23 protein-coding genes, 1 tRNA gene and 5 pseudogenes are annotated in these 25,267 nt (G+C 68.3%); 9 read left to right on the top strand and 20 right to left on the bottom strand.

The annotated features are described in order from the left end of the window. Window positions 1-18: 18 nt before the first annotated feature. Together AB0M43_RS35840 and AB0M43_RS35835 are read right to left on the bottom strand one after the other, a co-directional pair. On the bottom strand, window positions 19-267 hold the full coding sequence (locus tag AB0M43_RS35840) for a hypothetical protein (protein WP_363731410.1): 249 nt from the start codon (window positions 265-267) through the stop codon (window positions 19-21). A gap of 348 nt (window positions 268-615) precedes the next feature. Beyond that, window positions 616-957 (bottom strand): hypothetical protein, encoded by a 342-nt coding sequence (locus AB0M43_RS35835; RefSeq protein WP_363731408.1) that lies wholly within the window; start codon window positions 955-957, stop codon window positions 616-618. 210 nt (window positions 958-1,167) lie between these two features. Between AB0M43_RS35835 and AB0M43_RS35830 the strand changes: the two genes are divergently transcribed. Then, window positions 1,168-1,362 carry a hypothetical protein gene (locus AB0M43_RS35830; protein WP_363731406.1) on the top strand — a complete coding sequence of 65 codons (195 nt, stop codon included), beginning with the start codon at window positions 1,168-1,170 and terminating at the stop codon, window positions 1,360-1,362. Between the two features lie 587 nt (window positions 1,363-1,949). Continuing rightward, window positions 1,950-2,078 carry a hypothetical protein gene (locus tag AB0M43_RS35825; RefSeq protein WP_363731403.1) on the top strand — a complete coding sequence of 43 codons (129 nt, stop codon included), beginning with the start codon at window positions 1,950-1,952 and terminating at the stop codon, window positions 2,076-2,078. A 3-nt stretch (window positions 2,079-2,081) separates the two neighbouring features. Here the strand turns inward: AB0M43_RS35825 and AB0M43_RS35820 are convergent, their stop codons facing one another. Then, complete coding sequence (locus AB0M43_RS35820; RefSeq protein WP_363731401.1) at window positions 2,082-2,390, bottom strand: metalloregulator ArsR/SmtB family transcription factor; 309 nt, start codon at window positions 2,388-2,390, stop codon at window positions 2,082-2,084. Window positions 2,391-2,471: 81 nt separating this feature from the next. Here AB0M43_RS35820 and AB0M43_RS35815 point away from each other — a divergent pair, with 81 nt between their 5' ends. The 4 genes and pseudogenes from AB0M43_RS35815 to AB0M43_RS35800 all read left to right on the top strand — a co-directional run bounded on the left by AB0M43_RS35815 (window position 2,472) and on the right by AB0M43_RS35800 (window position 5,222). Then, window positions 2,472-3,572 carry an NAD(P)/FAD-dependent oxidoreductase gene (locus AB0M43_RS35815; protein ID WP_363731398.1) on the top strand — a complete coding sequence of 367 codons (1,101 nt, stop codon included), beginning with the start codon at window positions 2,472-2,474 and terminating at the stop codon, window positions 3,570-3,572. 52 nt (window positions 3,573-3,624) lie between these two features. Continuing rightward, a complete protein-coding gene (locus AB0M43_RS35810) occupies window positions 3,625-3,960 on the top strand; it encodes a metalloregulator ArsR/SmtB family transcription factor (RefSeq protein WP_363731397.1) in 336 nt (111 codons plus the stop codon). A 19-nt stretch (window positions 3,961-3,979) separates the two neighbouring features. Beyond that, window positions 3,980-4,437, top strand: a pseudogene (locus AB0M43_RS35805) (N-acetyltransferase family protein); the annotation flags it as partial. Window positions 4,438-4,862: 425 nt separating this feature from the next. Next, the gene (locus tag AB0M43_RS35800) at window positions 4,863-5,222 is read left to right on the top strand and encodes a hypothetical protein (protein WP_363731396.1); all 360 of its coding nucleotides are present in this window, start codon (window positions 4,863-4,865) and stop codon (window positions 5,220-5,222) included. 206 nt (window positions 5,223-5,428) lie between these two features. Here AB0M43_RS35800 and AB0M43_RS35795 read toward each other — a convergent pair. The 4 genes and pseudogenes from AB0M43_RS35795 to AB0M43_RS35780 all read right to left on the bottom strand — a co-directional run. Beyond that, window positions 5,429-5,881 (bottom strand): annotated as a pseudogene (locus AB0M43_RS35795) (IS3 family transposase); the annotation flags it as partial. A gap of 37 nt (window positions 5,882-5,918) precedes the next feature. After that, window positions 5,919-7,121 (bottom strand): annotated as a pseudogene (locus AB0M43_RS35790) (IS30 family transposase). After that, window positions 7,012-7,479 (bottom strand): helix-turn-helix domain-containing protein, encoded by a 468-nt coding sequence (locus AB0M43_RS35785; RefSeq protein WP_363731394.1) that lies wholly within the window; start codon window positions 7,477-7,479, stop codon window positions 7,012-7,014. Before AB0M43_RS35785 ends, AB0M43_RS35790 begins: the two are co-directional and overlap by 110 nt. 46 nt (window positions 7,480-7,525) lie before the next feature. Then, window positions 7,526-7,945: pseudogene (locus tag AB0M43_RS35780) on the bottom strand (IS3 family transposase); the annotation flags it as partial. 55 nt (window positions 7,946-8,000) lie between these two features. Between AB0M43_RS35780 and AB0M43_RS35775 the strand changes: the two are divergent. After that, complete coding sequence (locus AB0M43_RS35775) at window positions 8,001-8,966, top strand: site-specific integrase (protein WP_363731392.1); 966 nt, start codon at window positions 8,001-8,003, stop codon at window positions 8,964-8,966. A 140-nt stretch (window positions 8,967-9,106) separates the two neighbouring features. Here AB0M43_RS35775 and AB0M43_RS35770 read toward each other — a convergent pair whose 3' ends face one another. Together AB0M43_RS35770 and AB0M43_RS35765 are read right to left on the bottom strand one after the other, a co-directional pair. Further along, window positions 9,107-10,180, bottom strand: a complete 1,074-nt coding sequence (locus tag AB0M43_RS35770) for a tyrosine-type recombinase/integrase (protein WP_363731390.1) — start codon at window positions 10,178-10,180, stop codon at window positions 9,107-9,109. Further along, window positions 10,170-10,427: a hypothetical protein gene (locus AB0M43_RS35765; protein ID WP_363731388.1), complete on the bottom strand. Its 258-nt coding sequence runs from the start codon at window positions 10,425-10,427 to the stop codon at window positions 10,170-10,172. The genes AB0M43_RS35770 and AB0M43_RS35765 overlap by 11 nt, the downstream gene beginning before the upstream one ends. A gap of 576 nt (window positions 10,428-11,003) precedes the next feature. Here AB0M43_RS35765 and AB0M43_RS35760 point away from each other — a divergent pair. Next, window positions 11,004-13,934, top strand: a complete 2,931-nt coding sequence (locus AB0M43_RS35760; protein WP_363731386.1) for a hypothetical protein — start codon at window positions 11,004-11,006, stop codon at window positions 13,932-13,934. 519 nt (window positions 13,935-14,453) lie between these two features. On the opposite strand, the gene AB0M43_RS35755 is transcribed toward AB0M43_RS35760, so the two are convergent. From AB0M43_RS35755 to cmk, 5 genes are all read right to left on the bottom strand, one after another. Beyond that, window positions 14,454-15,230, bottom strand: coding sequence for a transposase (locus AB0M43_RS35755; protein WP_363731383.1), 777 nt, complete (start codon window positions 15,228-15,230; stop codon window positions 14,454-14,456). A 7-nt stretch (window positions 15,231-15,237) separates the two neighbouring features. Then, window positions 15,238-15,750, bottom strand: a complete 513-nt coding sequence (locus AB0M43_RS35750; RefSeq protein ID WP_363731381.1) for a hypothetical protein — start codon at window positions 15,748-15,750, stop codon at window positions 15,238-15,240. Window positions 15,751-16,143: 393 nt separating this feature from the next. Then, window positions 16,144-16,217: transfer RNA gene (locus tag AB0M43_RS35745), tRNA-Pro, on the bottom strand. Window positions 16,218-16,599: 382 nt separating this feature from the next. Then, complete coding sequence (gene der, locus AB0M43_RS35740; protein WP_363731379.1) at window positions 16,600-17,964, bottom strand: ribosome biogenesis GTPase Der; 1,365 nt, start codon at window positions 17,962-17,964, stop codon at window positions 16,600-16,602. After that, the gene (gene cmk / locus AB0M43_RS35735) at window positions 17,961-18,626 is read right to left on the bottom strand and encodes a (d)CMP kinase (RefSeq protein ID WP_363731377.1); all 666 of its coding nucleotides are present in this window, start codon (window positions 18,624-18,626) and stop codon (window positions 17,961-17,963) included. Before cmk ends, der begins: the two co-directional genes overlap by 4 nt. Window positions 18,627-18,889: 263 nt before the next feature. On the opposite strand from cmk, the gene AB0M43_RS35730 reads away from it, so the two are divergent. Continuing rightward, window positions 18,890-19,765, top strand: a complete 876-nt coding sequence (locus AB0M43_RS35730; RefSeq protein ID WP_363731375.1) for a serine hydrolase — start codon at window positions 18,890-18,892, stop codon at window positions 19,763-19,765. On the opposite strand, the gene AB0M43_RS35725 is transcribed toward AB0M43_RS35730, so the two are convergent. The 6 genes and pseudogenes from AB0M43_RS35725 to AB0M43_RS35700 all read right to left on the bottom strand — a co-directional run bounded on the left by AB0M43_RS35725 (window position 19,742) and on the right by AB0M43_RS35700 (window position 25,250). After that, entirely contained in the window at window positions 19,742-20,467 is a 726-nt protein-coding gene (locus AB0M43_RS35725; protein ID WP_363731545.1) for a pseudouridine synthase, read from the bottom strand. The two genes, AB0M43_RS35730 and AB0M43_RS35725, sit on opposite strands and share 24 nt — an antisense overlap. A gap of 373 nt (window positions 20,468-20,840) precedes the next feature. Next, window positions 20,841-21,677, bottom strand: a complete 837-nt coding sequence (gene scpB / locus AB0M43_RS35720; RefSeq protein WP_363731372.1) for an SMC-Scp complex subunit ScpB — start codon at window positions 21,675-21,677, stop codon at window positions 20,841-20,843. 715 nt (window positions 21,678-22,392) lie between these two features. Beyond that, window positions 22,393-23,193: pseudogene (locus tag AB0M43_RS35715) on the bottom strand (segregation/condensation protein A); the annotation flags it as partial. Between the two features lie 184 nt (window positions 23,194-23,377). After that, complete coding sequence (locus tag AB0M43_RS35710) at window positions 23,378-23,908, bottom strand: NUDIX hydrolase (RefSeq protein WP_363731369.1); 531 nt, start codon at window positions 23,906-23,908, stop codon at window positions 23,378-23,380. Between the two features lie 55 nt (window positions 23,909-23,963). Then, window positions 23,964-24,260 carry a YciI family protein gene (locus tag AB0M43_RS35705; RefSeq protein WP_363731366.1) on the bottom strand — a complete coding sequence of 99 codons (297 nt, stop codon included), beginning with the start codon at window positions 24,258-24,260 and terminating at the stop codon, window positions 23,964-23,966. Window positions 24,261-24,341: 81 nt separating this feature from the next. Next, window positions 24,342-25,250: a ParA family protein gene (locus AB0M43_RS35700; protein WP_363731364.1), complete on the bottom strand. Its 909-nt coding sequence runs from the start codon at window positions 25,248-25,250 to the stop codon at window positions 24,342-24,344. Window positions 25,251-25,267 lie beyond the last annotated feature (17 nt).

The following is a 25,267-nucleotide window of genomic DNA, read 5'->3' as shown; positions in this document are numbered from 1 at the left end:
AAGCCCGCCAGAACACGATCAAGACCCGTCATCAGTGACGGCGCCGGCGCGACACTGTGGTGTGGTGCGCACCGGCCCGGTCGCGTGCACGACCACACCGCGGTGCGCATGGAGGGCATCGACGCCCTGCTCGACGCCTACCAGCATGTACGGATCCTCGTCGACGCCGGCTACCAGGGCCTGGCCAAAAGCCACCCCAACTACTCCCGACACCATCAACGCCGTCGCAACCCTGGTCTCCGACCGCACCATCATCTGGTAAAACACCCCAGACCAGCTCACCACGCACCCCGTGAGCTCGTCCCTGTGGGGGTCGAGGTGTCCGGGAGTGTGATCGTCTCGTTGGACCCGACGGGCCTGGTCGGCTTGTGGTCGAGGGTGTACATCTCCAGCGTTTCCGTGGTTCGGTCGGAAAAGTGCAGGGCGCCCCACGTCAGGTGATGTGGGGCGGCCTGTGGGGCGGCGTGTTCCCCGTTGTACGGGTACTTTCTTCAACTCGTCCCACTGGGGTTATACCCCAACTGCCCGGTGTCGGTACGTCGGAGTCGCGACACCGGCGGGCCCGCATGGGCGGGTGATGATCAGGTCGTGTCCGACCGAGTTCGGCGGCTGCCCTCAGTCGGTCTTGTCGTCGATCGTGGTGAGGTAGCTCAGGTCCGCGTCGGGGCGCCGGGTGAACTGGCGGGTTCGGGCGCAGTAATACAGCCAGCCGGTGGGCGCCCTGACCGGGTCGACCCGATCCAGGAGAGTCCTGGTCGCGGACACTTCGCCGTGGGCGACGGTGAACACGGTGGTTCCGTCACCGTAGGGGTCGGGGTACGTGCCAGGTTCGGCCCGGGCTCGCAGGTCCTCCCGGTACCGGTGGGGACCGATGGCGCGAAACCAGGCCCTCTGGCTGGCGGAGTACACATCCGGGCCGGCCCCGGTGCCGGTGCGGGCGGTGGACGCGTGCGACATCGAATCCTCCTGCGGGAATCGAAAGACAGGCCAGGTCGCCGCTCGATGGTGCGCTGACCGCCCAGCAGACATGCCTCCAGAGGCTCTCCTGAGGCAGGCGCGCACCTGCGGAGAAACCCACCCTTTCCGCTATTTGACGTTCAGACCTACCCATCATTCATGCCGGACCCACCGGCATGTCAAGAGCGAACCTCAGCCCTCCAGTTCAACATGATCAACATTATCGACGCGTTCGCAGAACACGACCAGGTCACGCTGCGGGAGCTGAACGGGCGGGGCGTCAGCGCCCGGCCGATCTCACAGGCCCGGTCCTACACCGCCCACGCCGCGTCGAACACGACGACCAGATCCTCGCCGCCGTCGAACGCGACGACCACCGGCACCGCCACGGCCGGAGACCTCTGAGTGTCCCAGTGAGCCGGCTCCCGCCGGGCTGGTGGTTCGTCCGGCGGTTCGCAGCACGGCGTCATCTCGACCCCTCGAAGAGACACGTTCCGCGCTGCGGCGCAGACCCGACCAGGCCGCGCGAGCCACCATTACACCCCTGGTGACGGAAGATCACCGAGAACCACGACGAACCCTCGACGAGGTGGCGTGAGGTGTCAGACCCCACGTCGAGCGTGACCCGACAGTCGGCCTCCACACGTGACCGCGCCGGCCCCGAACATCGCCACTGTGCCGTGAGTCGCGGCCGGCGACGCCACCACACCGCACACCTGATCGCTGTCGCCCACACCCACGCCTTCACCCATCGATGGTCACGATGGCGACGCCGCCGCCAGTGCCGGGCGAGAACCAGCCACTACCCGCGAAGACACTCCCGCGGGCCTGGGCGTTCGTGGGCGCGTGGGCGGGTTGGCGTAGGTAGACCATCCGGAAAGAAGCAACGTATTTGTGATCTTAATTTGATCGTGGGTCGCGAGCTGGTCGCTGGCTCGTCCAGCCGTCGGGGGGAAGCTGACTGCCTGCGGCGAGGTCGGTGGATTCGGTCCGTGTCGGGTGCGGTGGGCTACCAGACTCCGGCGGAGACCCTGGACCGGGTCAACCTCGCCGTGCTGCTCGCGGCGACCGCGCTGATCGTGGCGGCCGTGCGGAACCTGGTCGGGATCCAGCCCGGATGACCGTCAGGTGCCGGGCGGGCAGCAGGCCGCCAGACGGACCTGGAGTTCGTCGAGGGCCGCGCGGATGCCGTCGGGGTCGGCGCGGTAGTTCACCGTCTTACCCTCGCGGTCGGCGCGGACCACGCCGCCTCGGCGCAGGAGGGCGAGCTGCTCAGACGCCGTGGACTGTCCTATGCCCAGTTCGGTGGCGATCTCGCCGACCGAGCGGGACGAGCCGTCGGCGAACAGGAACACGATCTGCATCCGGGTGTCACTGGCCAGGGCACGCAGGAAGTCGCGGGTCGAGTCGGTGAGCCCCGCCGCAGTGTCCACGTTTCCCCCTTCGGTGTCCGGTGCCGATCCTAACCCCACGATCATATCGTCATTTCCCGAAGTGACGATATGATGGTGGGTATGGAACTCCTCGACACCCTGATCATCGGCGGTGGCCAGGCAGGCCTCGCCACCGCTCATCACCTTCGCCGCGCCGGCCTCACCGCCCGGATCCTGGAGGCCGATGCGACGCCGACCGGGTCGTGGGGCCGGTACTACGCCAGCCTCACCCTGTTCTCGCCCACCCGCTACAGCAGCCTGCCCGGCAAGCCCTTCGGCGGCAACCCGGGCCGGTACCCGACACGCGATGAGGTCATCGCCTACCTCGCCGAGTACGCCGCCGGCCTCGACGTGCCGATCGAGACCAACGCGACCGCCATCTCCGTCGCCGCCACCGGCGACGTGTTCGCTGTTGACCTGGCCGACGGGCGGCGGATGAGCGCGGCCAGCGTGGTCTCCGCGACCGGCGGCTTCGGACGTCCCCACCTTCACGCCCTCCCGGGACTCGACACGTTCGGGGGCGTGGTGCTGCACTCGGCCGACTACCGCTCCCCGCAGCAGTTCGCCGGACGGCGGGTCCTTGTGCTGGGGGCCGGCAACTCCGCCGTGCAGATCGTCGTCGAACTCGCCGACCACGCCCATGTCACCCTGACCTCGCGGACCCCGGTGAGGTTCATTTCCCAACGGCCCCTGGGTGTGGACGTGCACGCCTGGCTGCACTGGTCCGGCGTCGAACGCCTCCCCCTGGGCGAACGACTGGCCGGGCGGCCCGTCTCGGTCCTCGACGCCGGTGCCTACCGTGCGGCTCTGGCCGCTGCCCGTCCCGGGTGGCGGCCGATGTTCCATCACCTCGACGCGGGCGAGGTGGTGTGGGCGGACGGTACGCGCGAGCCGGTCGACGCTGTCATCCTGGCCACCGGCTACCGCCCCTCCGTCGAGCACCTCACCGATCTGCGCGGGCCCGACGGACGTGGCCCTCTCGATGACGCCGGCCGCCCTCTGCACCGCCGGGGCGTGTCCACGACGGTGCCGGGCCTGGCGTACTGCGGGCTGGAGTGGCAGTACGGCTTCGCCTCGGCCACCCTGCGCGGCGTCGGCCACGACGCCCGCCGCATCGCCACCGCTCTCCGCCGCCATCTCACCACCCGCACCGTCGACCGCCAGACTCCGGCCCGGACCTGAGCCGGCCAGCCTGGCCGGAGAAGGATACGAGGAGCACGATCGTCAATCGGCGATGAACGATGATGATAGGGGGCGTGTGGTGGAGTTGCTGGCCAGGGCTACGGCGGAAGAGTACGCGTCATGGTTTCGGGCGCTGTCGGATCCGACCCGCATCCAGATCCTGGAGTTGCTCGCCCGTCACGGCGACGCGTTGAGCGTGGGTAAGATCGTCGCGGTCGTCGGCGTGGCGCAGTCGACGGTGTCGCAGCACCTGAAGATCCCGGCCGATGTGCGGTTCGTGCTCGTCGAGGCGGTGGGCAACTCCCGCCGGTACCGGGTGAACACCGCCTGCGTGGACCAGTTCCCGACCGCCGCCGACGTCGTGATGGGCCGCCCCGGCGGGTGCTGACGTGATCGCCATCCGGCTGATGCTTGCCACCGACGCGGCGGCGGTCCTGGGCATCTTCCAGGCTGGCATCGACACCGGTGACGCCACCTTCGAGACCACCGCCCCCACCTGGGAAGCGTTCGACGCGGCCCGCCTGCCCGGGCACCGACATGTCGCCGTCGACACGGACGGAAAGGTGTTCGGATGGGTGGCCGCCGCGGCGACCTCGGCCCCCCGGTCTACTCCGGCGTCGTCGAGCACGGCATCTACGTGCACCCCGACGCACAAGGTCGAGGGGTGAGTTCGGGCTTGCTCAACGCGCTGATCGCCTCGACGGAGGCGGCGGGGATCTGGACGATCCAGTCGGGGATCTTCCCGGAGAACACCGCCAGCCTTGCCCTGCACGCCCGCGCCGGGTTCCAGGTGATCGGCACCCGGGAGAAGGCCGGCATCCACCACGGGCGGTGGCGCGACGTGGTCCTGCTGGAGCGCCGCAGCCGAACCGTCGGCACCTGTACGAGGCTGAGGTTGGCACCAGAAGCCCTGTCAACCCGCCAGGACGTGGGCCCAGGCCGTGTCGATGGTGGGCATCGGCAGGGTTTCGCCCATGCCGGTGACGGTGAGGGCCTATGAGCCCCAAGGCCACATCCCGGCCAGGACGATGTGCCCGCCGCCGCGCGCCTTGCGCATGACGCGCACCAGGACGCCGATCGCGACGAAGTCACAAACGTGAATCCGGGTTAGTGTTGAGAAATTTCAAATGTTAGTCCAATATGGACTCAGCTACGTCAAACATCGCCAATGCTCAATGACTCACCCCGATCCAACCGCGGTCGCTCCACGGACTACAGAGCCCGTTACCAAGCCGCCCGTCCGGCGTTCCCCTGCCTGGTACCGCACGCCCCGACGAAAGGACAGCACCCATGAACCTGCACCCCGCCCTCCTCCGAGCCGCCGTAGTGCTCGCGGCCCCTCTCGCGCTCGCCGGGACGGTCGCGACCCCAGCCGGCGCCCACGCCGTCAGCGGGCCGGCCTTCACCGTGCAGTGCGGCAACGACAGCAGACTGAACATCCGCTGCTACCTCGACCATTCCTCACCCGACGCACCGACGATTCGCTGGAGTCACAACGGAACTCCGTGGCCCCGGTTCAACGACGCGACTTCCGCCGCAATCGGGTGCTCACTGGGCCACCGCGGCACCATCCGGGTCGACTTCACCAACAGCCAGGGAACGAGCTCGGCCACGAACTACTACCTTTGCACCGGTGTGTCAGACCTCTGACCAGCCCGCGGACTCTCCGCACCGCTGACCGCTCACCGTCCGGCAAGTCTCGACAACCATCGGGATCACCCTGACTGCCGCACGGTCAGGTCCGCAGCTCCTGCCGAGGCCGGACTCCCAGCCTTGCCGGGCAGACGCGCCCCACGCGCCCGCAGGGCACAGACGGGACTGCCCCCGGTTTGGTTGACCTTCGGGGTTAGCGCATGTCAGGCCGGGTGTGTGGCCTTGTGTAGTGTCTCAAACTCGATCGGGGTGAGGTGTCCGAGGCGGGTCTGACGTCGGCGTCGGTGGTAGGTGCGTTCGATCCAGGTGATGATCGCCAGGCGCAGCTCGGCCCGGCTGGCCCAGCGTTGCCGGTCGAGCACGTTCTTCTGTAGGAGCGCGAAGAAAGACTCCATCGCGGCGTTGTCACCGCAGGCTCCGACCCGTCCCATTGAGCCGGCGAAACCGTTGCGGTGTAACGCGTTGACGAATTTCCGGGACCGAAATTGGCTACCGCGGTCGGAGTGCACCACGGTGCGGATGGCCGGTCGGCGGGAGGTGACCGCGTTGTTCAACGCGGTCACGGCGAGGCTGGCTTTCATCCGGTCGTCGATGGAGTAGCCGACGATCCGGTTGGACCAGATGTCCTTGATCGCGCACAGGTACAGCTTGCCCTCACCGGCTTGGATTCCAGCAGTCGTCGCAACGGTTGGGTTATGAGGCTTCCAGTAAAGCAGCCAGTCGTTCGGTGGGGGTGTCCCAGTCGAGTGACGGTCGCGGCCGGGTGTTGAGCTCGTCCGCGACCGTCTGAAGCCGTGCCAGGTCGTGAGCCTGGAGGTCGCTGTTGCGGGGAAAGTACTGGCGTAGCAGGCCGTTGGTGTTCTCGTTGCTGCCCCGCTGCCAGGGCGATCCCGGGTCGCAGAAGTAGACGTTCATGGCGGTCGCGGCGCTAAACGCCCGGTGTTCGGCCATCTCGGCGCCCTGGTCCCAGGTGAGGGTGCCGCGCAGCGCCGCAGGGAGATGAGCGACGGTGGCGATGAGGCTGTCGCGCAGCGTGTCAGCGCTGCGCCCGGACCCGAGGTGCCCGAGCATGACGAAGCGGCTGGCCCGTTCGACCAGTGTCGCGATCGCGGATTTGCCTCCGGCCCCGATGATCAAATCGCCTTCCCAGTGGCCGGGCGAAGTGCGGAACTCGACGTCCGGTGGCCGCATCGTGATCGGCGTCATCGGGTCGATGAATCTCGGGCGGCGTGCGTCGGAGGCCCTGCGGGGCTTGCGGGCGGCGCGGCCGCGGCGTAGCTGTCGGGCGAGTTCTCGCTTGAGCTCGTGGCGGGCGTGGATGTAGATCGCCTGGTAGATCGTTTCGGTACTCACCCGCATGTCCGAGTGATCGGGGAAGTCCCTGATCAGGCGGTGGCTGATCTGCTGGGGCGACCATCTCATGGTCAGCTTCGCTTGGACATACTCGCGCAGTCGCAGGTTCGTCAGGAGCTTCGGCTCTCGCGGTCGTGACCGGCGCTGAACAGACGCCCGGTGCGCCGCGTGGGGCAGATACCCGCGCGAGGACACCGTGTTGCGCCGCAGCTCACGGCTGATCGTCGACGGTGAACGCTGAAGCTCAGCGGCGATCTTCCGGATCGACACCCCCGCCCGATGCTAGTCATGGAGCTGCTCGCGTTCGAGCAGACTGAGATAGCGCGGATGGATCACCTTCTCGACACGGGCGAGATCGACTTTCCCTCCCACGACGTTGGCCATGCGCGGCGAATTCACGTCAGCCAGTATCGGCTCCGGGTAGCGCACGACCCTACCGTCGGGATAGACGCGTCCTCGATGGACGATCGTGATGCCCTTGTCCCAGTCCGCCGCGGAGCGCTTGTCGGCACGTACCCGCTCGGCCGCCTGACCACGTGTCAGTCCCTCGGCACGCAACCGCAGAATCCTCGCGTCGCGGGTTCACTCGCCTGGCCTCGCTCGTGAACACGCCCGCTTGGTGGGCCCACTTGTAGCACGTGACGCGCGTGAAACCGAGCTCGCGCGCCACCGCCGACACGTTCCCGCGTTCAGCAAGCAGCCGGAAGAACCGGGCTTTCTCCGCCTCCGAGTACACCCTCGGCGTCTCTCGCCGCGTCGTGAGACCAGCCTGCCGCAACCACGTGTAAGCCGCATCAGGATGCACGCCAACCGCCACGGCCGCTGCCCGAACCGTGCCCCCACGATCAACCAGATCGAAGAACCTCTGCTTCTGCTCCTCGCTGTACTTGCGACCTGCCACCGCAACGACCTCCTACGAGTGTTGCGACGACTGCTGGAATCCAAGCGGTGGGGTGCTCGGTGATGTCGGTCAGCCATACGGTGTTCGGTGCCTGGGCGGTGAACCGGCGAGCCACCAGGTCGTCGTGGACCGGCGGCCCGGACCGGGTGGTGCAGCCCTTCTTCTTGGCGAACACCGACCAGATCTGCTGCGCCGAGCAGAGCCGGGCGACCCGGTTACGGCCCGCGGCCAGGCCGGCGGCGGCGAGTTCGTCGGCGATGAACCGGTATCCGAAGGCCGGGTCGTCGCGGTGAACGTCGAGGGCGGCGTTGATCAGGTGGGCGTCGTCCCAGTCACGCTGACTGACGGGTTCGGCCTTCCACTGGTAGAACGCCTGCTTGGAAAAGCCCAACACCCGGCAGGTCACCGCTACGGGGATATCGTCGGCGGCGCAGTCAAGGACCAGCGGGTAGATCATTTTGGGGTGATATCGCGGGCGAAGTACGCGGAAGGTCGCCGCTGCCCTGGTGGTGCTAGCGAGCATGGGGCTCACCCCGGCGGACCTGGTGGAGGGTGCCGCCGCCAACCGGCCGGCGATACCCACGTTCGCGGAGTTCGTTCCCAAGGTCGCCGCGACGGTCAGTCCCGGCGTGCTCAGGACCTACGGGACGTACTGGAAACGGATCGTGGAGCGGTGGGGTGACCGACGCCTGGACGAGCCGACCCCGTTGGAGTTCGAACGTCTCGGTGCGCAGATCCGGGAAGAGCGGGTCACGCGCAAGAACGGACGGGACGGCCGGGGCGCGGTGGAGAACTACGTCGCGGCGATCCGGTGCCTGTACAAGAAGGCGGTCGCCGAGGGTCTGATCGACGAGGCCGATGACCCCGCACAGAAGGTCGCCAAGCCCAAGCGGCTCCCGAGCACGCGAAGGGCCTTGCAGGACCATCGCCTGTCGGAGATCAACGAGATCGCCGCGACGACAGGTGATGACCCGGCCCTGGATTCGTTGATCTTGCGGCTTCATACGGAGACGGCCTGCCGTCGCGGTGGCGCTCTGTCGTTGCGGCCGTCGGACCTCGACGAGGAGCAGTGTCTGATCCGGCTGCGGGAGAAGGGCGGCACGGTGCGCTGGCAGCCGGTGTCCCCGACGCTGATGGCCGCCCTGGTCGATCATGGCAAGGAGCGTCGGGCGCCGGTGGACGGGCAGTTGCTGCGGTACCGGGACGGGCGGGCGATCACGTACCGGCGTTATGACCACCTGTGGGTGCGCGTTGCCCGGCACTTGCCGTGGGCGGCGGCGCAGGGGGTGAGTACCCACTGGTTGCGGCACACGGTGTTGACGTGGGTGGAGCGCAATTTCGGGCACGCGGTCGCGCGCGCCTACGCGGGCCATGCGGAGACGGGTGGAGATACGGGTAGCACGGGCGTCTATGTGAAGGCTGATCTACAGGAGGTCGCCGTCGCGCTCTCCGCGTTGACGGGCGAGAAGCATCCGCTGATGTACTGACGGAGGACTGCCTGTGGAGCGACCGTTCGTTGCGGAGCCCAGGGCACTATTCAAGGCGCAGTAGGCCCCTCGACTTCTCAGTCGACGGGCCTACTTGCCGGAGCTCTTCGGAACTCCAGCCGCCTTCGCTGGTAGTCGACTCAGGTGATCGCACGGGGTGCGCTGGCTGGGAACCCGGAGCCGTCTGGGACGAGGGGGTGGGCTTCGCCGGCGAGGGTGGCCAGGGCGAGGGCGACTTCGTAGACGTCGGCGCGGACGTAGGTGGCGGTGCTGCCGCTGTCGCGGCGGCCGTTGTGTCCGGCGTAGGCGCGGGCGACGGCGTAGCCGAAGGTGCGTTCGACCCATGTGAGGGTGGTGTAGCGGATCCAGTGCATGGTGACCTGCTGGGTGGCCACCCAGGGCAGGTGCTTTCCGATGCGGCCCCAGAGGTGGTCGTAGCGGCGGGCCGTGATCGGTTTGCCGGTGTCGTAGCGCAGCAGTTGCCCGAATGGGTCGCCGTCGCCACGTTTGCGTCCGTGGTCGAGAAGGCAGCCCATCAGGGTGGGGGTCACCGGCTGCCAGCGCTCGGTTTGCCCTTTCTCCCGTAGTCGGATCAGGCACTGCTCTTCGTCGAGGTCGAACGGGCGCAGCGCGAGTGCGCCACCCCGGCGGCAGGCGGTCTCCGTGTGGGTCCGCAACAGGAGCGTGTCCAGGGCCGGGTCGTTGCCGGTGGTGGACGCTACTTCGTTGATCTCGGCGAGCTGGTTATCCAGGAGTGCGCGGCGGGTACTGGGAAGCCTGCGGGGTTTGTCGACGCGACTTGCGGGGTTGTCGCGTTCATCGATGAGCTGGTCGAGTTCGGCGTAGTGGTAGAGACACCGCAGAGCGGCGATGAGGTGCTCTGCGGCGCTGCGCCCGCCTCGGGCGTTGCGGCGGATGACGACCTCGGTTTTGACCTGTTCGGCGAGTTGGTGGATCTCCAGCGCGGTCGGTTCGTCGAGACGCCGGTGTCCCCAGATCTCACAGGTTCGATTCCAGTAGGTCTCATAGACCCGTCGCGTTCCGGGAGTGACGGCCTTGGCCACGCGTTGGACGTATTCGTAGACCGTCGGCATTGGCACGGCTGCCCGAGCGGGGCCGTCGAACAGTTGCTCCGCAGTGACACCCAGGCGCTCAAGGAGCAGCTTGACCGCCTGGACGTCAGCGGGTGCGCCCGTGGGGTTGTCATCGGCCATGTGGGGCGGCCGTGTCTGTGAGTGTGGCGCTGTAGGCCAGGAGCATGGCTTCGACTGCCCTGTTGGTGTAGATGAGCACCAGATCGTTGTCGGGCAGCGCGACGACGAAGAGCCTCGCCCCAGGTTCAAGTTCGCAGGCGTGTTGGATACCTGCCGGAAGGCGAAGCAGACCCCTGCGGGTGATGGACAGCGGCCCGCCGCGTCGGACGAGGATCACCTGCGCTGCGATGTTGGCCGCGATCTCCACCGGCGTCCCAGCCGGCCATCTCAGAGCCTTGAGCGGGGCGCTGTCGGATAGCCGGCCCCCGTCGTCCATGGTTGTGCAGGTGAAGTACATCGGCGCCGCAGTCCGCGATGGGGCGAACATGGCCATCGGAAGTCCCACAGGGCGCGGCCGGGTCGGTTGCGGCACTCCGAACCGGTGGAAAGCGGCGATACCCGTGCGCGCGGCGTCACCCTGCAGAAGATCATCCTCGGAGCCCCGAGTTGCGACCTCTCTCGTAGTAGATGCGGCCGTAGCGGCGGGGTTCCTGCTGATCGGATCGGGCTGGTCCGGGCTCGCGGCGCGCTGTTGGATCATGGTGACAACGCTGCCCTGTGAAAGTCGCGTCAGGTAGGGGGCAAGCAGGGGCACCTGACCCCCCGCCTAACGCCAAGATGATCTTGCAGGTTCGCCTGCCCGTGCCCCGCAACCAGGCGTGAGGCGCGCGTAGGTCGTCGTTCGCGTCGGTGGCCGGGAGGTCACGGCCGACCCCTGGACCCTGCCAGCGAGTCCGGCCGCCGTCGTATTCGTGAATAGGGTCGGGCGTGGTATTACCTTGTGGTGCCCGACTATGACCTGAACCGCCTTGGCTCGCGTGCCTTCGAGCAGATGATCGTCGCGCTGGCTCGGTTGGAGATCGGGCCCGGGGTCCAGGTCTTCGGTGACGGCCCCGACGGGGGCCGTGAGGCCACGTTCGACGGGACCATCGACTGGTCGGCCACGGTCAAGGCGGGGTCTGGCCTCGAAACCGTGTGGACTGGCTACACGGTGTTCCAGTCGAAATTTCAGGTCAAGCCGAAGCCCACCCCGCACGACAACGCGGTATGGCTGCAGAACGAGATCGGCGGCGAGATAGCGCGGTGGCTGAAGGCGGCTACTCGACGCACCCGGTCAAGGCTGCCCGACTATCTGATCTTCGTGACCAACATCGACCTGTCCGCAGTCGCCGAGACCGGCGGCATCGACCTCCTCAACACCTTCATCGACAAGAAGCTCGCCGACCCGGACGTGGTGAAGTCAAGGCTCAACATCAAGGGTGTCAGGATCTGGCATGCGGAGCAGGTTCGGAGCATGCTCGACGGCCATCAGAGCGTCCGGTGGGCGTTCCCGGGCTTGATCACCGTCGGCGACGCCTTGGCTCTTGCGGGCGCTAGCTCTGAGATCGGCACGATGGAGTTCGAGGATCCTCTCCGACAGGAACTTCTGCGTTCGCTGCGGCAGGACCGCTACGTCCGACTGAGCCAGTCTGGGGGATCCGGCGACTCGAAGCTGTGGCTCGACGACATCGCAATCGACCTTCCCGTTTACATCGATTTGGTCGATGGGGCCGGGCAGTTCGACATGGCCGTGCGCCACGTTCTCGAGCTCGGGGATCAGGTGTTGCGGCAAAGGCAGCCTGACCGGGCAAAGCGGCATGGCGTGGTGCTGGTCGGTGGTCCCGGGCACGGCAAGTCGACGTTGAGCCAGCTCATCGCCCAGGCTTACCGTGTCGCGATTCTCGCCGACGCCGACGTGGGCCCGCAGGCACAGGAGATCATCGACAGCACCACGCGGGCCCTTGCCGGTTTGGGTCTGCAGGTGCCGGGCAACCGGCGGTGGCCGGTGCGGGTCGACCTGGCCAAGTACGCCGAGGAGCTCAGTTCCGGCAGTGACACTAGTCTGCTGCGCTGGATCTCCACGATCATCCTCAACCGGACCGAGCAGGACATCCAGCCAGCGCAGCTGCTGCGCTGGCTGCGGGCGTGGCCGTGGGCGCTGATTCTCGACGGCCTCGACGAGGTGCCGTCTATCGAGTCGAGGCGCCTGGTGTACCAGCGCATCGAGGGCCTGCACGCCACGGCTGAGGATCTCGACGCCGACCTGCTGACAATCGTGACGACCCGGCCCACCGGATACGACGAACGCCTCCCCGATACGGCATTTGAGCACGCCGCTCTTCAGCAGTTGTCGACGGGGGCCGCAGAGTCGTTCGCTCGACGCATCACCGACAAACGCCTCTCCGGCGACGACGAGATGCGCCGTAAGGTTGCCGAGCGCATGCGGGACGCGGCTATGGACCCGGCGACGGCCCGGTTGATGCGTACGCCCCTGCAGGTGACGATCATGTCCTTCATTGTGGAGAAGTTCCCACACCTGCCCCCGGACCGATTCAGTCTGTTCAACCTGTACTACACCACCATCTGCGAGCGGGAAGCCGCCAAGGAAATCCCGATCGCCCGCTATATCGCTGCCAACCGGTCCCAGATAGACCGGCTTCACCAGGAAGTCGGCTTGGTCCTGCAAGCCCAAGCGGAGTCAGGAAGCGGAGCCGAGGCAGTCCTCGCCCCCGAACGGCTCGGTGAGATCGCCTCACAGCAACTGCTGGACCGCGGGTTCAACGCCGCCGCCGCCGCCAGGGACGCCTCCCGTCTCGTCGAAGCGGCAACTAAACGCCTCGTACTTCTCACGCCCCGCGACGGCGGCATCGGGTTCGAGGTCCGCACGCTGCAAGAGCTCATGGCCGCCCGCGCGATAGCGGAGGGCGCAGACGGCGACGTCCTCGAACGCCTCAGGGTCATCGCTCACCATCCGCACTGGCGTAACACCTGGCTTCTCACCGTAGGTGACCTGCTCGGACGCTCGGAACGGTTCCAGAAGCTGGTCCTCAGGCTGCTCCGCACCCTGGACACCGACACCCGCCGGCTGGCCAGCAGATTCCCGTCCGCTCCCCTACTCACCGCCGATGTCCTGGCCGACAACCTCGCGGCACGAAACCCCAACTTCGAACGCGCCCTGATCCAACTGTTCCTCACCGTGCTCGCCCGCCCTCTCCCCCGCGGCGATCGGGACGCAGCAGCGGCCATGAACTACCTGGCCCAAGTCCACCGCAAGATCGTCTTCGACAAGTTGGAGTCGTGCGCCACCGAAAGCGCAGCTAGTCGCGCGGCCGCCACTCTAGCTCTGATGGACATGGAGTCCATGACGCGGGACCACTACTCCCACGAGTCCCGAATCCGGCAAGCCGTCGAGCGGATCTCACTCAGCGATCAGGAGAAGCTCGCCGTCTCGTCGTGGCTCGGCGTACCTGGACGCGGAGCCGAGTTGTGGGTCGATGGCGTCGCGGTCGACCCGGCATACCATCTCGTCGTAGACCGGCTGGCGACTATCGCTGCAGAAGCCGGGCTCGCTGAGCCAGCGCTTGGCACATTGCGGGCTGCGCTCGAACGAATCCTCGGGCGGTCGGAGTACCGGACGACCATCGGCGAACCCAGCTATGCGTTCCTGGTCGGCCAAACTGCGCTCGACGACACGGAGCCGATCCTGCAGGCCCTCGCAGACGACGACACCGCCAGTGCGCTCGAACTTGCTCTCGGCAGTCTGGGAAGCACCCACTGGACCATCGAAGCAGCCCTCGGGTACGCGCTCAAGCCGGCGCTGGATCGCCTTCCGGCAGCCGAAGCGCTGCTCCTGTTGATCACCGAGTCGCGTAAGGACGAGACCAACCTGGACTGATCGGGATCGGGATGACCGCTTCGAGTCCAATCGGGCCAACACATCAACCCACAGCTGTGCCCATTGGGACGCCCGAGGCGATGAGGTCCCGCGGATTCTGCTTCCGATTGTCCCTGCCCAGCAGCCCAGCTAGCCTCGCGCAGGCCACATCAACGTGCGCCTGGATCTGGCCGGACTTCGCGTTGGTAAGGCAACAGCATTGGTGTCCCAGTAGCCTCATGCTTCCGGCTTTCGAGCACGTCAAGGGTCGCGACCACGTACAGGAATGCCGACCTAGCGATGGATAGCGCGTGGCGGGTTGCCTTGATCGCCCGGTGCACGGTGATCGGCACGAGCGCCTCGGTGCCTGCGATGTCCTGCCTTCCCAGGTGTGCTAGCGGAAAGCGGTGTGTCGCCGCGTGGCGCAGTTCTTGGGCTTGCATGTAGAGGCCATCTTTGCCAAGGTCGCCGGCGAGTTCGGCTAAAGGCTGTTCCGTAACCGTGTGAGGGGTGGCTGTTCGGGTTGTCTGGCGTTGCGTCTTATCCGGCGAGGGCTAGGTTGTGGAACCGGGCGATGCCGGCCGCGGCCCAGTAGACGCCTCGTCCTTTCCGGCGGCAGTCTCGCAGGATCTTCCAGTTCTTCATGCGGGCGAACACGTGCTCGACGCGGGCTCGGACTCGGCGGTGGGAAGCGTTGTGGTCTTCCTTCCACCCTTCGAGCCGGTCCTGACCGGCGCGTCTTCGATGGGGCATGACGCAGTTCGTGCCCTGGTAGCCGCCGTCAGCGACCACGGTGGCCCGCCCGGCGGTGGCGGCGATGCCGGACTCGGCGTAGGCGGTGCAGTCGTTGCGGTTGCCCGGCATCGGCTCACCGACCGCGAGGACCAGGCGCTTGTCTGCGTGGATGAGGACCTGCAGGTTCACCGAGTGCCTGTAGTTCTTGCTCGATGCGGCCATCCTGCGGTCGTGGACCGGAACGAGCGTGCCGTCGACGATGCAGATCTCATCCGGGCCCATCCTGCGTACTGGTTCGGTGTCCAGCAGCGGCGCGAGCCGGTCGATGATCCGATGCGCCGCGGTGGTGGACACACCGAACAACAACGCGACCTGACGCATGTTCAGGTTCGTCCGGTAGTACACCGCCAGCAGCAAGACCCGATCTGCCAGCACCAACGTCCACTGCCGTCCCGGCCGACGATCGGCGATCACCGGCCCGCCCCGCCGCCGAACCACGGCGACCACCCGCTTGAACTGGCGAGGCGTCAACCCCGTGAACGGATAGATCCACTCCGGGCACTGCGACGTGATGGCCTGCACACAGTACTCAACCGCCAACCACACGACCGGTTACGGAACAGCCTTTAGCGACGAGGCCCAGTAGATCGGCGTCGACTTGCTGTCCGTCCAAAGCTTCGGGGTGGTGCTCTTCGAGCGCGGTCTTGATGCGCTTGGCCGAGGTTAGCTTCGCCCAGTCCGTCGAACTGAACGGGTGACTGGTGATCCAGGCGAACTCCCGCCGAGCATCCTCACCGTTCCTGCGGTCCTGCGCCGTGATGGTGTAGGCGTTCGCCAGGAACTCCCAGTATTCGGTCCCCTGCTTTCCGCCCGCCGAGTTGTAGTCCTTCACCTCGACGTACAGCGGAGTAGGCGACTCTCTATGAATAGACCCGAACAGGTCATATCGCTTACGTTTGCCGTCCAGTCGGGTCAACGTGCACACCGGGGCGTTGTTGTAGACGTCGAACGGGAGCTCAACCCACGTGGTGCTCTCCAGCCACCGCTTCACCAGGTAGGCGCCATCCATGCCTTGCTTCTGCACGGTCTCGGCGGGCGACATCCAATCATCGTAGAAGCCGAACGGCCTGCGGGAGCGCCTCCTGGCGTTCGTGTCCAGTGAAGCCTCTGCAGCCCCCGTCCAGCGGCTCGCGGGCGGTGAATCCACGGTCACACCATCGCCTCGCGCTGCTGAACGTTTGACCGCTGAGGTAGGAGGCCTCCTCCACACGGGATTCAGTCGAACCCACGCCAAGATTGGTCATCCTGGCAGGCATCACGCGGCGCAACCTGCAGGGCGTTTGAACGAGCAGCTGTGTCGCATATCCGTCAGGGTTTGCTCACCTGGCGTTTCATGCCCCCCAGCACCGGGCAGTCCGGGGTCAAATGAGGGTCAAATGATCAAGGCCCGGCTTTCTGATCTCCAGAAAACCAGGCCTGACCTGCTAAAATACTGTCGGGCTGACAGGATTTGAACCTGCGACCCCTTGACCCCCAGTCAAGTGCGCTACCAAGCTGCGCCACAGCCCGCTATCACCACCACGCACCAACCCCGCAGCAGCCGACATAGCGTAGCGCACCCCCCGACCGGCACGCTCGCGGGTATCCGCCCATCGCCCCACACCCACACCACCGCCAGCCAGACCCGGACACGACCCGAGGCACCGGCGACAGGCCACCCACCCGCACCCACCCAAGCCGGACGCAACCAGAGCCTCAGACCACACGACCCGAGCAAACCCACCGCAGCCCGAGTCAAACCCAGCCCCACCCGAGCAGCCCCAGCAGACCCGCCAGACCGCCTCCCAGCCGCCAACAAACCCCACCAACAGCCAACCTAGGCCACAACAAGGCAACGGGCCCGCAGGCAACCCACCCCCACGAACCCGACACCACAAAACGCGAGAAGAACCTACTTCTCGCCCTTCTTCTTCCGGGCCTTCACCGTCACATGGATCGGACTCCCCGGGAACCCGAAGTCCTCCCGCAACCGCCGCTCCACATACCGCACATACCCGGCATCCAACTGCCCGGACGTGAACAGCACGAACTTAGGCGGACACACCCCAGCCTGCGTGGCAAAAAGGATCTTCGGCTGCTTCCCACTCCGCACCGGATGCGGATTGGCCTGCGTCAACGCGGTCACGAACTGGTTCAACTGCCCGGTCGGGATCCGCTGCTCCCAGCTGTTCAACGCCACCCGCATGGCCGGCGCCAGCTTGTCCACGGCCCGCCCGGTCAGCGCCGAGATGTTGACCCGCTGCGCCCAGGGAATCCGCTTGAGCTCCCGCTCGACTTCCTTCTCCAGGTAGTACCGCCGGTCGTCATCGACGAGGTCCCACTTGTTGAACGCCATCACCAGCGCCCGCCCGGCCTCGGTCACCATGGTCAACAGCCGCTGGTCCTGCTCGCTGATGATCTCGCTGGCCTCGAACAGCACCACGACGACCTCGGCGGCCTCGATGGCGGCGCTGGTGCGCAGGCTCGCGTAGTACTCGGTCCCGCTGGCCTGACCGACCTTCTTGCGCAGCCCGGCGGTGTCGACGAGCTGCCAGACCTCCCCGTCGATCTCGACGAGGCTGTCGACGGGGTCGACGGTCGTCCCGGCCACGTCGTCGACGAGCGCCCGGTCCTCCTTCGACAGCTTGTTCAGCAGGCTGGACTTGCCGACGTTCGGCCGGCCGACCAGCGCCACCCGACGGGGCCCGCGCGGGGCCTCCTCGATGATCGCGGGCGGTTCGGGCAGCATCGACAGGATCTTGTCGAGCAGGTCACCGGCGCCACGGCCGTGCAGCGCGGACACCGGGAACGGCTCACCGAGGCCGAGGCCCCACAGACCGACGATGTCGGCCTCGATCCGGTCGTCGTCGGCCTTGTTGGCGACGAGAAGAACAGGCTTTCCGGTACGCCGCAGCATCCGCACCGCGGCCTCGTCCACGTCGGTGGCCCCGACCCGGGCGTCGACCACGAACAGGATCGCGTCGGCGGTCTGGGTGGCGATCTCGGCCTGGGCGGCGATCCGGGCGGCCCGGTCCTTCGCGTCGGGCTCCCAGCCGCCGGTGTCGACGACGGTGAACCGGCGGCCGGTCCACTGGGCGTCGTAGGCGATCCGGTCGCGGGTGACGCCGGGGATGTCCTCGACGACGGCCTGGCGGCGGCCGATGAGGCGGTTGACGAGGGTCGACTTGCCCACGTTGGGGCGGCCGACGACGGCGACGACGGGGGCGGGCGCGTGGACCTCGTCCTCGGCCACCCAGTCGCTCAGGTACTCGGTCACAGGTTCTCCCCCGCCAGCAGCTTCAGGAGCGCGGCCACGACCTCGTCGATGGACAGCGCGGTGGTGTCGAGCTCGACGGCGTCGTCGGCCATCCGCAGCGGGTCGGCCTTGCGGCCGGAGTCGTGCGCGTCGCGGCGTTGCAGGTCGGCTGCCGTGGCCTGGTGGTCGGCGTCGGTCTCCTGGCTGCGGCGGCGGGCGCGTTCGGTGACGTCGGCGGTCAGGTACACCTTGAGGCGGGCGTCGGGGGCGACGGCGGTGCCGATGTCGCGGCCCTCGACGACGATGCCGCCGGCCGAGGCGATCAGGGCGCGCTGGGCGTCGACGAGCAGGGTGCGCACGCCGGGGACGGCGGCGACGGCCGACACGGCGGAGGTGACCTGGGGGCCCCGGATGGGGGCGTCGACCCCGACGCCGTCCACGCTGACGTGGGGGGCCCGGGGGTCGGTGCCGATCTCGATCTGGGCGGCCTCGACGACCTTGAGGACACCGTCGGCGTCGTGCGGGTCGACGCCGGCCTGGAGCACTGCCCAGGTCGCGGCGCGGTACATGGCGCCGGTGTCGAGATAGGCGGCGTCCAGTGCCTCGGCGAGGCGACGGGAGACCGTCGACTTCCCCGAGCCGGACGGGCCGTCTACCGCGACGACCCCTTGAAACGTACTCAACGTGTGCTCCTATTTTTGGAATGACTCAACTGTCAATCATGCCCGGTAACGAATACCCGCGTTCGGGCAGCCCTGAAGAGCGCGGCGCAGGTCTCCCCCGCCGAGCCGGACAGGCCGGCACAACACACCGGTGAACCGGACGCGGCGGGGGAAACGGCGCGCGGAATCCTGCCCGAAAGGGCCGGTGACCTGGGGAGTTCAGTCCCGAGACTCATCCCGAAGGCCCATAGCCGATTCACAGGATTAAGAGTCATTCTCATGATATGCCCCTTTCCCCATCCTGGGCGGTCACGACGCGGCGCACGGGCCTCGTCGCCGGGATCCTCGCGGTCGTCACCCTGGTGACGCTCGCGCTGCTGCCCGCCTCCGACGGGGTCGAGCCGCCCGCGCAGGCCGGGGGCACCGGGGCACCGGCCGCCGTCCCCCGCCCGGGGAGCACCGCGCCGGCCCCGGACAGTGCCGGCGTCGTCGTGGACCGCGAGGGCTGGAACTCCTGGACCCTGCTCGACCTGGACACCGGCAAGCGCCGGGGCTCGGCGAACAGCGTCACCGAGACCAACAACACCGAATCCATGGTCAAGGTCTGGATCGGGGCGGACTACATCGCCGGGGCCGAGGCCGAGGGCCGCGCGCTCACCGACGAGGAGTGGGCCGAGATCGGCGCCATGATCCGGTACAGCGACGACGACGCGGCCGAGACGCTGTGGGCGGCGCGGGGCGGCGACGCGGTCATCGAGCGCCTGATCGGCGAGTGCGGGCTGACCGGCACCGCCGTGTCCCCCGAGTGGTGGTCCTACACCCAGATCACGGCCGGCGACGCGGTCACCATGCTGCAGTGCGTGCTCGACAGGGCCAAGACCTCGACGGGTACCGCGAAGCTCGTCGACGAGATGCGCGCCGTCGACCCCTCCAACGCGTTCGGCATCCCCGCCGCGTTGCCGGCCGGGACCCCGGTGGCCGTCAAGAACGGCTGGACGCTCCAGGAGTCAGAGGACCTCTGGCACGTCAACTGCCTGGCCACCTGGGGACACTGGGCCCTGTCGGTCCTGACCTGGTACCCGGGGGAACTCGGTCAGGACTACGGCGCCGCCACCTGTGGCGACGTCACCCGACAGCTACTGCTCCACGGCCTTGAATAGCGCGGCGATCTCCGGCTGACCGAGCTTGCGGATCCGCCCGGACTTGGTGTCCCCGAGATGGATCGGACCGATCGAGACCCGCACCAGCCGGAACACCTCGTGCCCCATCTCGCCCAGCAGCCGCCGGACGATGTGCTTGCGCCCCTCGTGCAGGCTCAGCTCCACCAGGGTCCGGCCACCCGCGCTGGTGACGACCTTGAACGAGTCGGCCTTCGCGAAGCCGTCCTCCAGTTCGATCCCGGTCATGATCCGCTTCTTGAAGCCCTGCGGGATCGAACCGGCGACCTCCGCCAGGTACGTCTTGGACACCTCGAACGACGGGTGCGTCAGCTTGTGCGCCAGGTCGCCGTCGTTGGTGAGCAGCAGCAGGCCCTCGGTCTCCGCGTCGAGCCGGCCCACGTGGTAGACCCGCTGCGCGAACCGGCCCACGTACTCCGCGAGGGAGATCCGGCCCTTCTCGTCGCTCATCGTCGACATCACGCCGAGCGGCTTGTTCATCGCCAGGTACACCAGGCGGGTGTCGGTGACCAGGCGCTCGCCGTCGACGTAGATCTCGGCGGTCTCCGGGTCGGCCTTGTCGCCCAGCTTGGCGACCTCGCCGTTCAGCATGACCCGACCCTCGGAGATCAGGTTCTCGCAGTCGCGCCGCGAACCGATCCCGGACGCCGCGAGGACCTTCTGGAGCCGCTCGGCCCCGGACATGTCCGCGATCGGCGTCTTGGCCCGGCCCGCCGAGTTGCCCCGCCCGGCCCGGGTGTCCGGGCCGCCGATCCGACCGAGGGCGCTGATCGCGTCGCGCTGGGAGACGCCGTCGCGGCTGACCGCGCCCGGCTCCTCGCGGCGGCCCCGGGGCTTCGCGGCGGTCTTGCCCGCGGCCTTGCCAGCGGCCTTCCCCGCACCGGCCTTGCCGGCCGCGGGCTTGCCGGCGGCAGGCTTGCCGGTGCCGGCCTTGCCCGCCGCGGCTCCGGTCTTGCCGGCCGCCGGCTTCGCGGTGCCGGCCCGGCCGGTCGCGGCCTTGCGCGGGGTCACGGACTTACCGGGGGTCGAGGCGTTGCCGGCCGTGTTGCGTCGGGGGTTAGGACTGGTCATGGGCATCCGCCAAAGCTTCTATGTCGTCGGGCAGGTAAGGGGCGAGGGACGGCAGGTCCTCCGGGGAGTTGATGCCGAGCTTCTCGAGGAACAGGGTGGTCGTGCGGTACAGGTACGCGCCGGAGTCCGGTTCGCTGCCGCACTCCTCGACCAGTCCCCGGGTCAACAGGGTGCGCAACACCCCGTCACAGTTCACACCACGGATGGCGGAGATCCGCCCCCGGGTCACCGGTTGCTTGTAGGCGACCACCGCGAGGGTCTCCAACGCGGCCTGGGTCAGCTTCGTCTGCTGCCCGTCGAGCACGAACTTCTCCACGTACGGCGCGAAGTCCGCCCGGGTGTACAGCCGCCAGCCACCGGCCGCCCGGCGCAGTTCGAAACCGCGCCGCTCGGCCGCGTAGGAGGCCGCGAGCTCGACCAGGGTGTCGGTGATCAGCTGGGTGGGCTGCTCCAGTACCTGGGCGAGGACGATCTCCGCGACCGGCTCGTCGATCACGAGGAGGATGGCCTCCAGCGCGGGCCGCAGCTCGACGGGGTCGAGGGTGGTGAACTCGGGATCCGCCTCGGTGACCGACGCCCCCTCGGGTCCGTCGTCCAGCCCGTCCAGGTCCCCGGCATCCGGCTCAAAGCCCGGCCCGGCGTCCGCAGGCTCGACCCGGGTGCCAGGCTGTTCAGCCCCGTCGGCCCCGGTCGTCGGGTGGGCGCCCTCGGGCGCCCCGTCCTGCGAGGTGTCCTCCGGCGCCTCGGGCTCCGGCTCGCGCGCCCACGGCGGCGTCCAGGCGGCCACGCCCTCGGCGAACTCGCGCTCAGCTGGCGTCGTCACGCGCACTCCTCGTCCGGTCCCCGAAAATCGCCGACTCCCACCGGCTACCGGCGGCAGCCCGCGGCGGCACCACGTCGCCCTCGACAGCCGCAGCGCCCGCCTCCGCGTCGGAAGCACCGCCGTCAACCACCTCGACGCCCGCCCCGAGGACGGATCCCCTCAAGGCGTCGTCATCAGGCCGAGCGACTTCCGCCTGTGCCCCTGTGGCTTCTGGTTCCCCACCGGCACCCGCCTCGGAGGGAAGCCCGATCGGAGCGTCCGGGTAGCCACGGGGAACTTCGATGCCTTCCGCCGCCGCAGTGAGATCGGTCGCGGACACCTGGCCGAATCCGCCGTCAACCGTCGTGGTCGAGGAGGGAACCACAAGTTCCTGGCGCACTCCGCCGCCGTCGAAGTCGACCGAGGGTTCCCCGTCGTAGCCGTGGCGAGGTTCGTCGTCGTGCACCCCGGCCGCAACGGGTCCCCCACCGGCACCCGCCTCGGAGGAGTGGCCGATCGGAGCGTCCCAGTCGTCCAGGTCATCGTCGGCCGCATCCGGCGCGTACCCGTCGAGTGGTTCTTCGGACGGCTCGTCGTCGAGGTCGGAGTCTTCGTCGTCCGGGTCCGACCCGTCCTCCGGGGCGGCGAGGTCCACGCCCGGCAGGGTCGACTCGCCCGGCATCCGGCGCACGAACTTCTTCTTCCGCCCCCGGGGTGCCTCGTCCTCCTCGACGGCGCCCTCGTACTCCTCCACGTCGATCTCCGCGACGTCCTGCCCGGCGATCCACCGCACGTTGAGTTCGCCGAGCGCCTGGACCTGGTCGAAGCCGATCAGGTTCTCCCGGTACAGCTCCAGCAGCGCCAGGAACCGCGCCACCACCTCGAGGGTGCTCTCGCAGTCGGCGGTCAGCACCCGGAAGCTGGCGGTCCCGACCCGCATCAGGTGGTCGCGGATCCAGGCGGCGTGCTCGCGGACGCTGACCTTGACGTTGTGCACGTGCGTGATCGACACCGTGGGCGGGATCTTGGGGGTCATGGCCCGGGCGGCGAGGCGGGCGAACCGTTCCGGGGTGATGCCGAGGATGAGTTCGGGCAGGGCCTGCGCGTACCGCTCCTCCAGGCCCACCGAGCGGGCGAACCGCTTGTCCCCGCCGACGATCAGCCCGGCGATGTGCGCGGCGGCCTGCTTGAACGCGCGGTACTGCAGGAGCCGGGCGAACAGCAGGTCCCGGGCCTCCAGCAGCGCCAGGTCCTCCTCGTCCTCGACCTCGGCGGCGGGCAGCAGCCGGGCGCACTTGAGGTCGAGGAGGGTGGCGGCGATCAGGAGGAAGTCACTGGCCTCATCCAGGTCCCATTTGTCACCCATCGCACGGATATAGGCGATGAAGTCGTCCGTCACGGTGTGCAACGCGACCTCGGTGACGTCCAGCTTGTGCTTGCCGATCAGCTGGAGCAGCAGGTCGAACGGGCCCTCGAAGTTGGTGAGCTTGACCTGGAAGCCCGCGTCAGGCGCGGTAGCTTGCTCGGTCACGGTCACCGCAAGATACTACCTGAGCGTTCGGGCGGGACAGACCGGATCAAAACCATCCCCTTCACGGGTACGCCGACCACCCGCCGTCACCGGCACCCGCCCCTGTGGGCACGGGGGCCGGGCATGCCACCGGTGAGCGTCGCGCGGTCCGGTCCCGCGCGCACCCGTCGCCCGGCCCGACCGCCCGGCGTCAGCCCGCCCGCAGCGCCGCCAGCCGCAGCAACCCCGCCACGGTGCTCGCCTCGTGCAGCTCCCCCGCCGCCAGCAGGTCCGGCACGTCCCCGAGCGCGATCCACTCGATCTTCGAGGCCTCGTGCGGGTCGACCGGCTCGCCGACCCGGGTGGCCCGGTCGGTCCAGAACAGGTGGTGCACGCAGTCCGTCAGCCCGGCGCCGATGGTCACGGACAGCAGCGGCCGCAGGTCCACGGGCCGCCAGCCGGTCTCCTCCTCGGCCTCCCGGGCGGCGGTGTCCACCGGTTCCTCCCCGGCCTCGGCGACCCCGGCGGGCAGCTCCCAGCCCCAGGTGCCGGTGATGAACCGGTGCCGGAAGATCATGAGTACCCGGTCGCGGTCGTCGAGGATCGCCGTCGCCCCGATCGGCCGCTGCCGGAGCAGGTAGTGGTCGAGGTGCCGGCCGTCGGGCAGCTCCACGTCGGCGAGGTTGACCGTCAGCCACGGGTTCTCGTAGACGGTGCCCTCGCTGTGCACGACCCATTCCATGCGACAAACCCCCAGTTCCAACACCGTCGACGGGTACGCGCGCCCTCGTCGGCGCTCAGGCGGGAGTGATTAGCGCGGAAGCCAGTTCGGGGGCCGCTCTGGTCACCAGGACCTCGGTGACCTCGTGCCGGGCGATCCCGTGCACGGCGAACGGGTCCGCCGCCACGATCTCCTCGACCTCGGCCCGCGATCCGGCCACCGCCAGGATCACGCCGCCGGTGCGGGGTTCCTTGCGGCCGGAGGCGAGGAACACGCCCGCCCCGTAGTGCCGGTCGAGCCAGGCCACGTGCTCGGCGAGCAGCGCGTCGACCCGCTCCAGCGGCACCAGGTACGTCAGGGACACCACGAACATGCCCCAACCCTATGCGAGCCGCCGCGCCCGCTGATCCGCGCGCCGGGCGCCCGTCCGGCGGCGCGTACCCGGATGGTGGGTCTAGCGGTCGGTCTGGGCGGAGATGACCTCGCGGGCGAGCTGGCGGTAGTTGCGCGCGCCCGCCGACGCCGGGTCGATCACGGTGATCGGCACGCCGGCCACGGTCGACTCGGGGAACTTGACGGTCTTGGTGATCACCGTCTGGTACACCTTGTCGCCGAAGGCCTCGACCACGCGCTGGAGGACCTGCCGGCAGTGCGTGGTGCGGCTGTCGTACATGGTCGCGAGGATGCCTTCGAGCTCCAGGTCGAAGTTGAGGCGCTCGCGGACCTTGTCCACGGTGTCCAGCAGCAGGGCGACCCCGCGAAGACTGAAGAACTCACACTCGAGGGGTACGAGGACGCTGTGCGCGGCCGTCAGCGCGTTGATCGTGAGCAGGCCCAGGGAGGGCTGGCAGTCGATCAGGATGTAGTCGTACTCCTTGAGCACGGGGCGTAACAACCGGGCGAGGGTCATCTCGCGCGCGACCTCGTTGACCAGCTGGATCTCGGCCGCCGACAGGTCGATGTTGGCCGGCAGCAGGTGCAGCCCGTCGATGTTCGTCTTGTAGGTGACGTCGCCGATGCTGACGTCGTCCTGCATGAGGAGGTTGTAGACGGACAGTTCGAGGTCGTGCGGGTTGACGCCGAAGCCGACGGACAGGGCGCCCTGCGGGTCGAAGTCGACCATGAGCACCTTGCGCCCGTACTCGGCGAGGGCGGCGCCCAGGTTGATCGTCGTGGTCGTCTTGCCCACGCCGCCCTTCTGGTTGGCCATCGCGATGATGCGGGCGGGGCCGTGCCGGTCGAGCGGGTCGGGCTGCGGGATGGGGCGGCGGTCCAGCAAAGTGGCAGGGTCGACGGCGCCGAGTTCCGTGCCCAGGGTGGTGTCACCACCGAGGGAGCCCCAGTTGTCGCTGTCGTTCGCCATGCTCGTACGCCCTTCCC

The sequence above is a fragment of the Longispora sp. NPDC051575 genome (assembly GCF_040681875.1).
Taxonomy (GTDB): domain Bacteria; phylum Actinomycetota; class Actinomycetes; order Mycobacteriales; family Micromonosporaceae; genus Longispora.
This window is presented reverse-complemented; position numbering and strand designations above follow the sequence as displayed.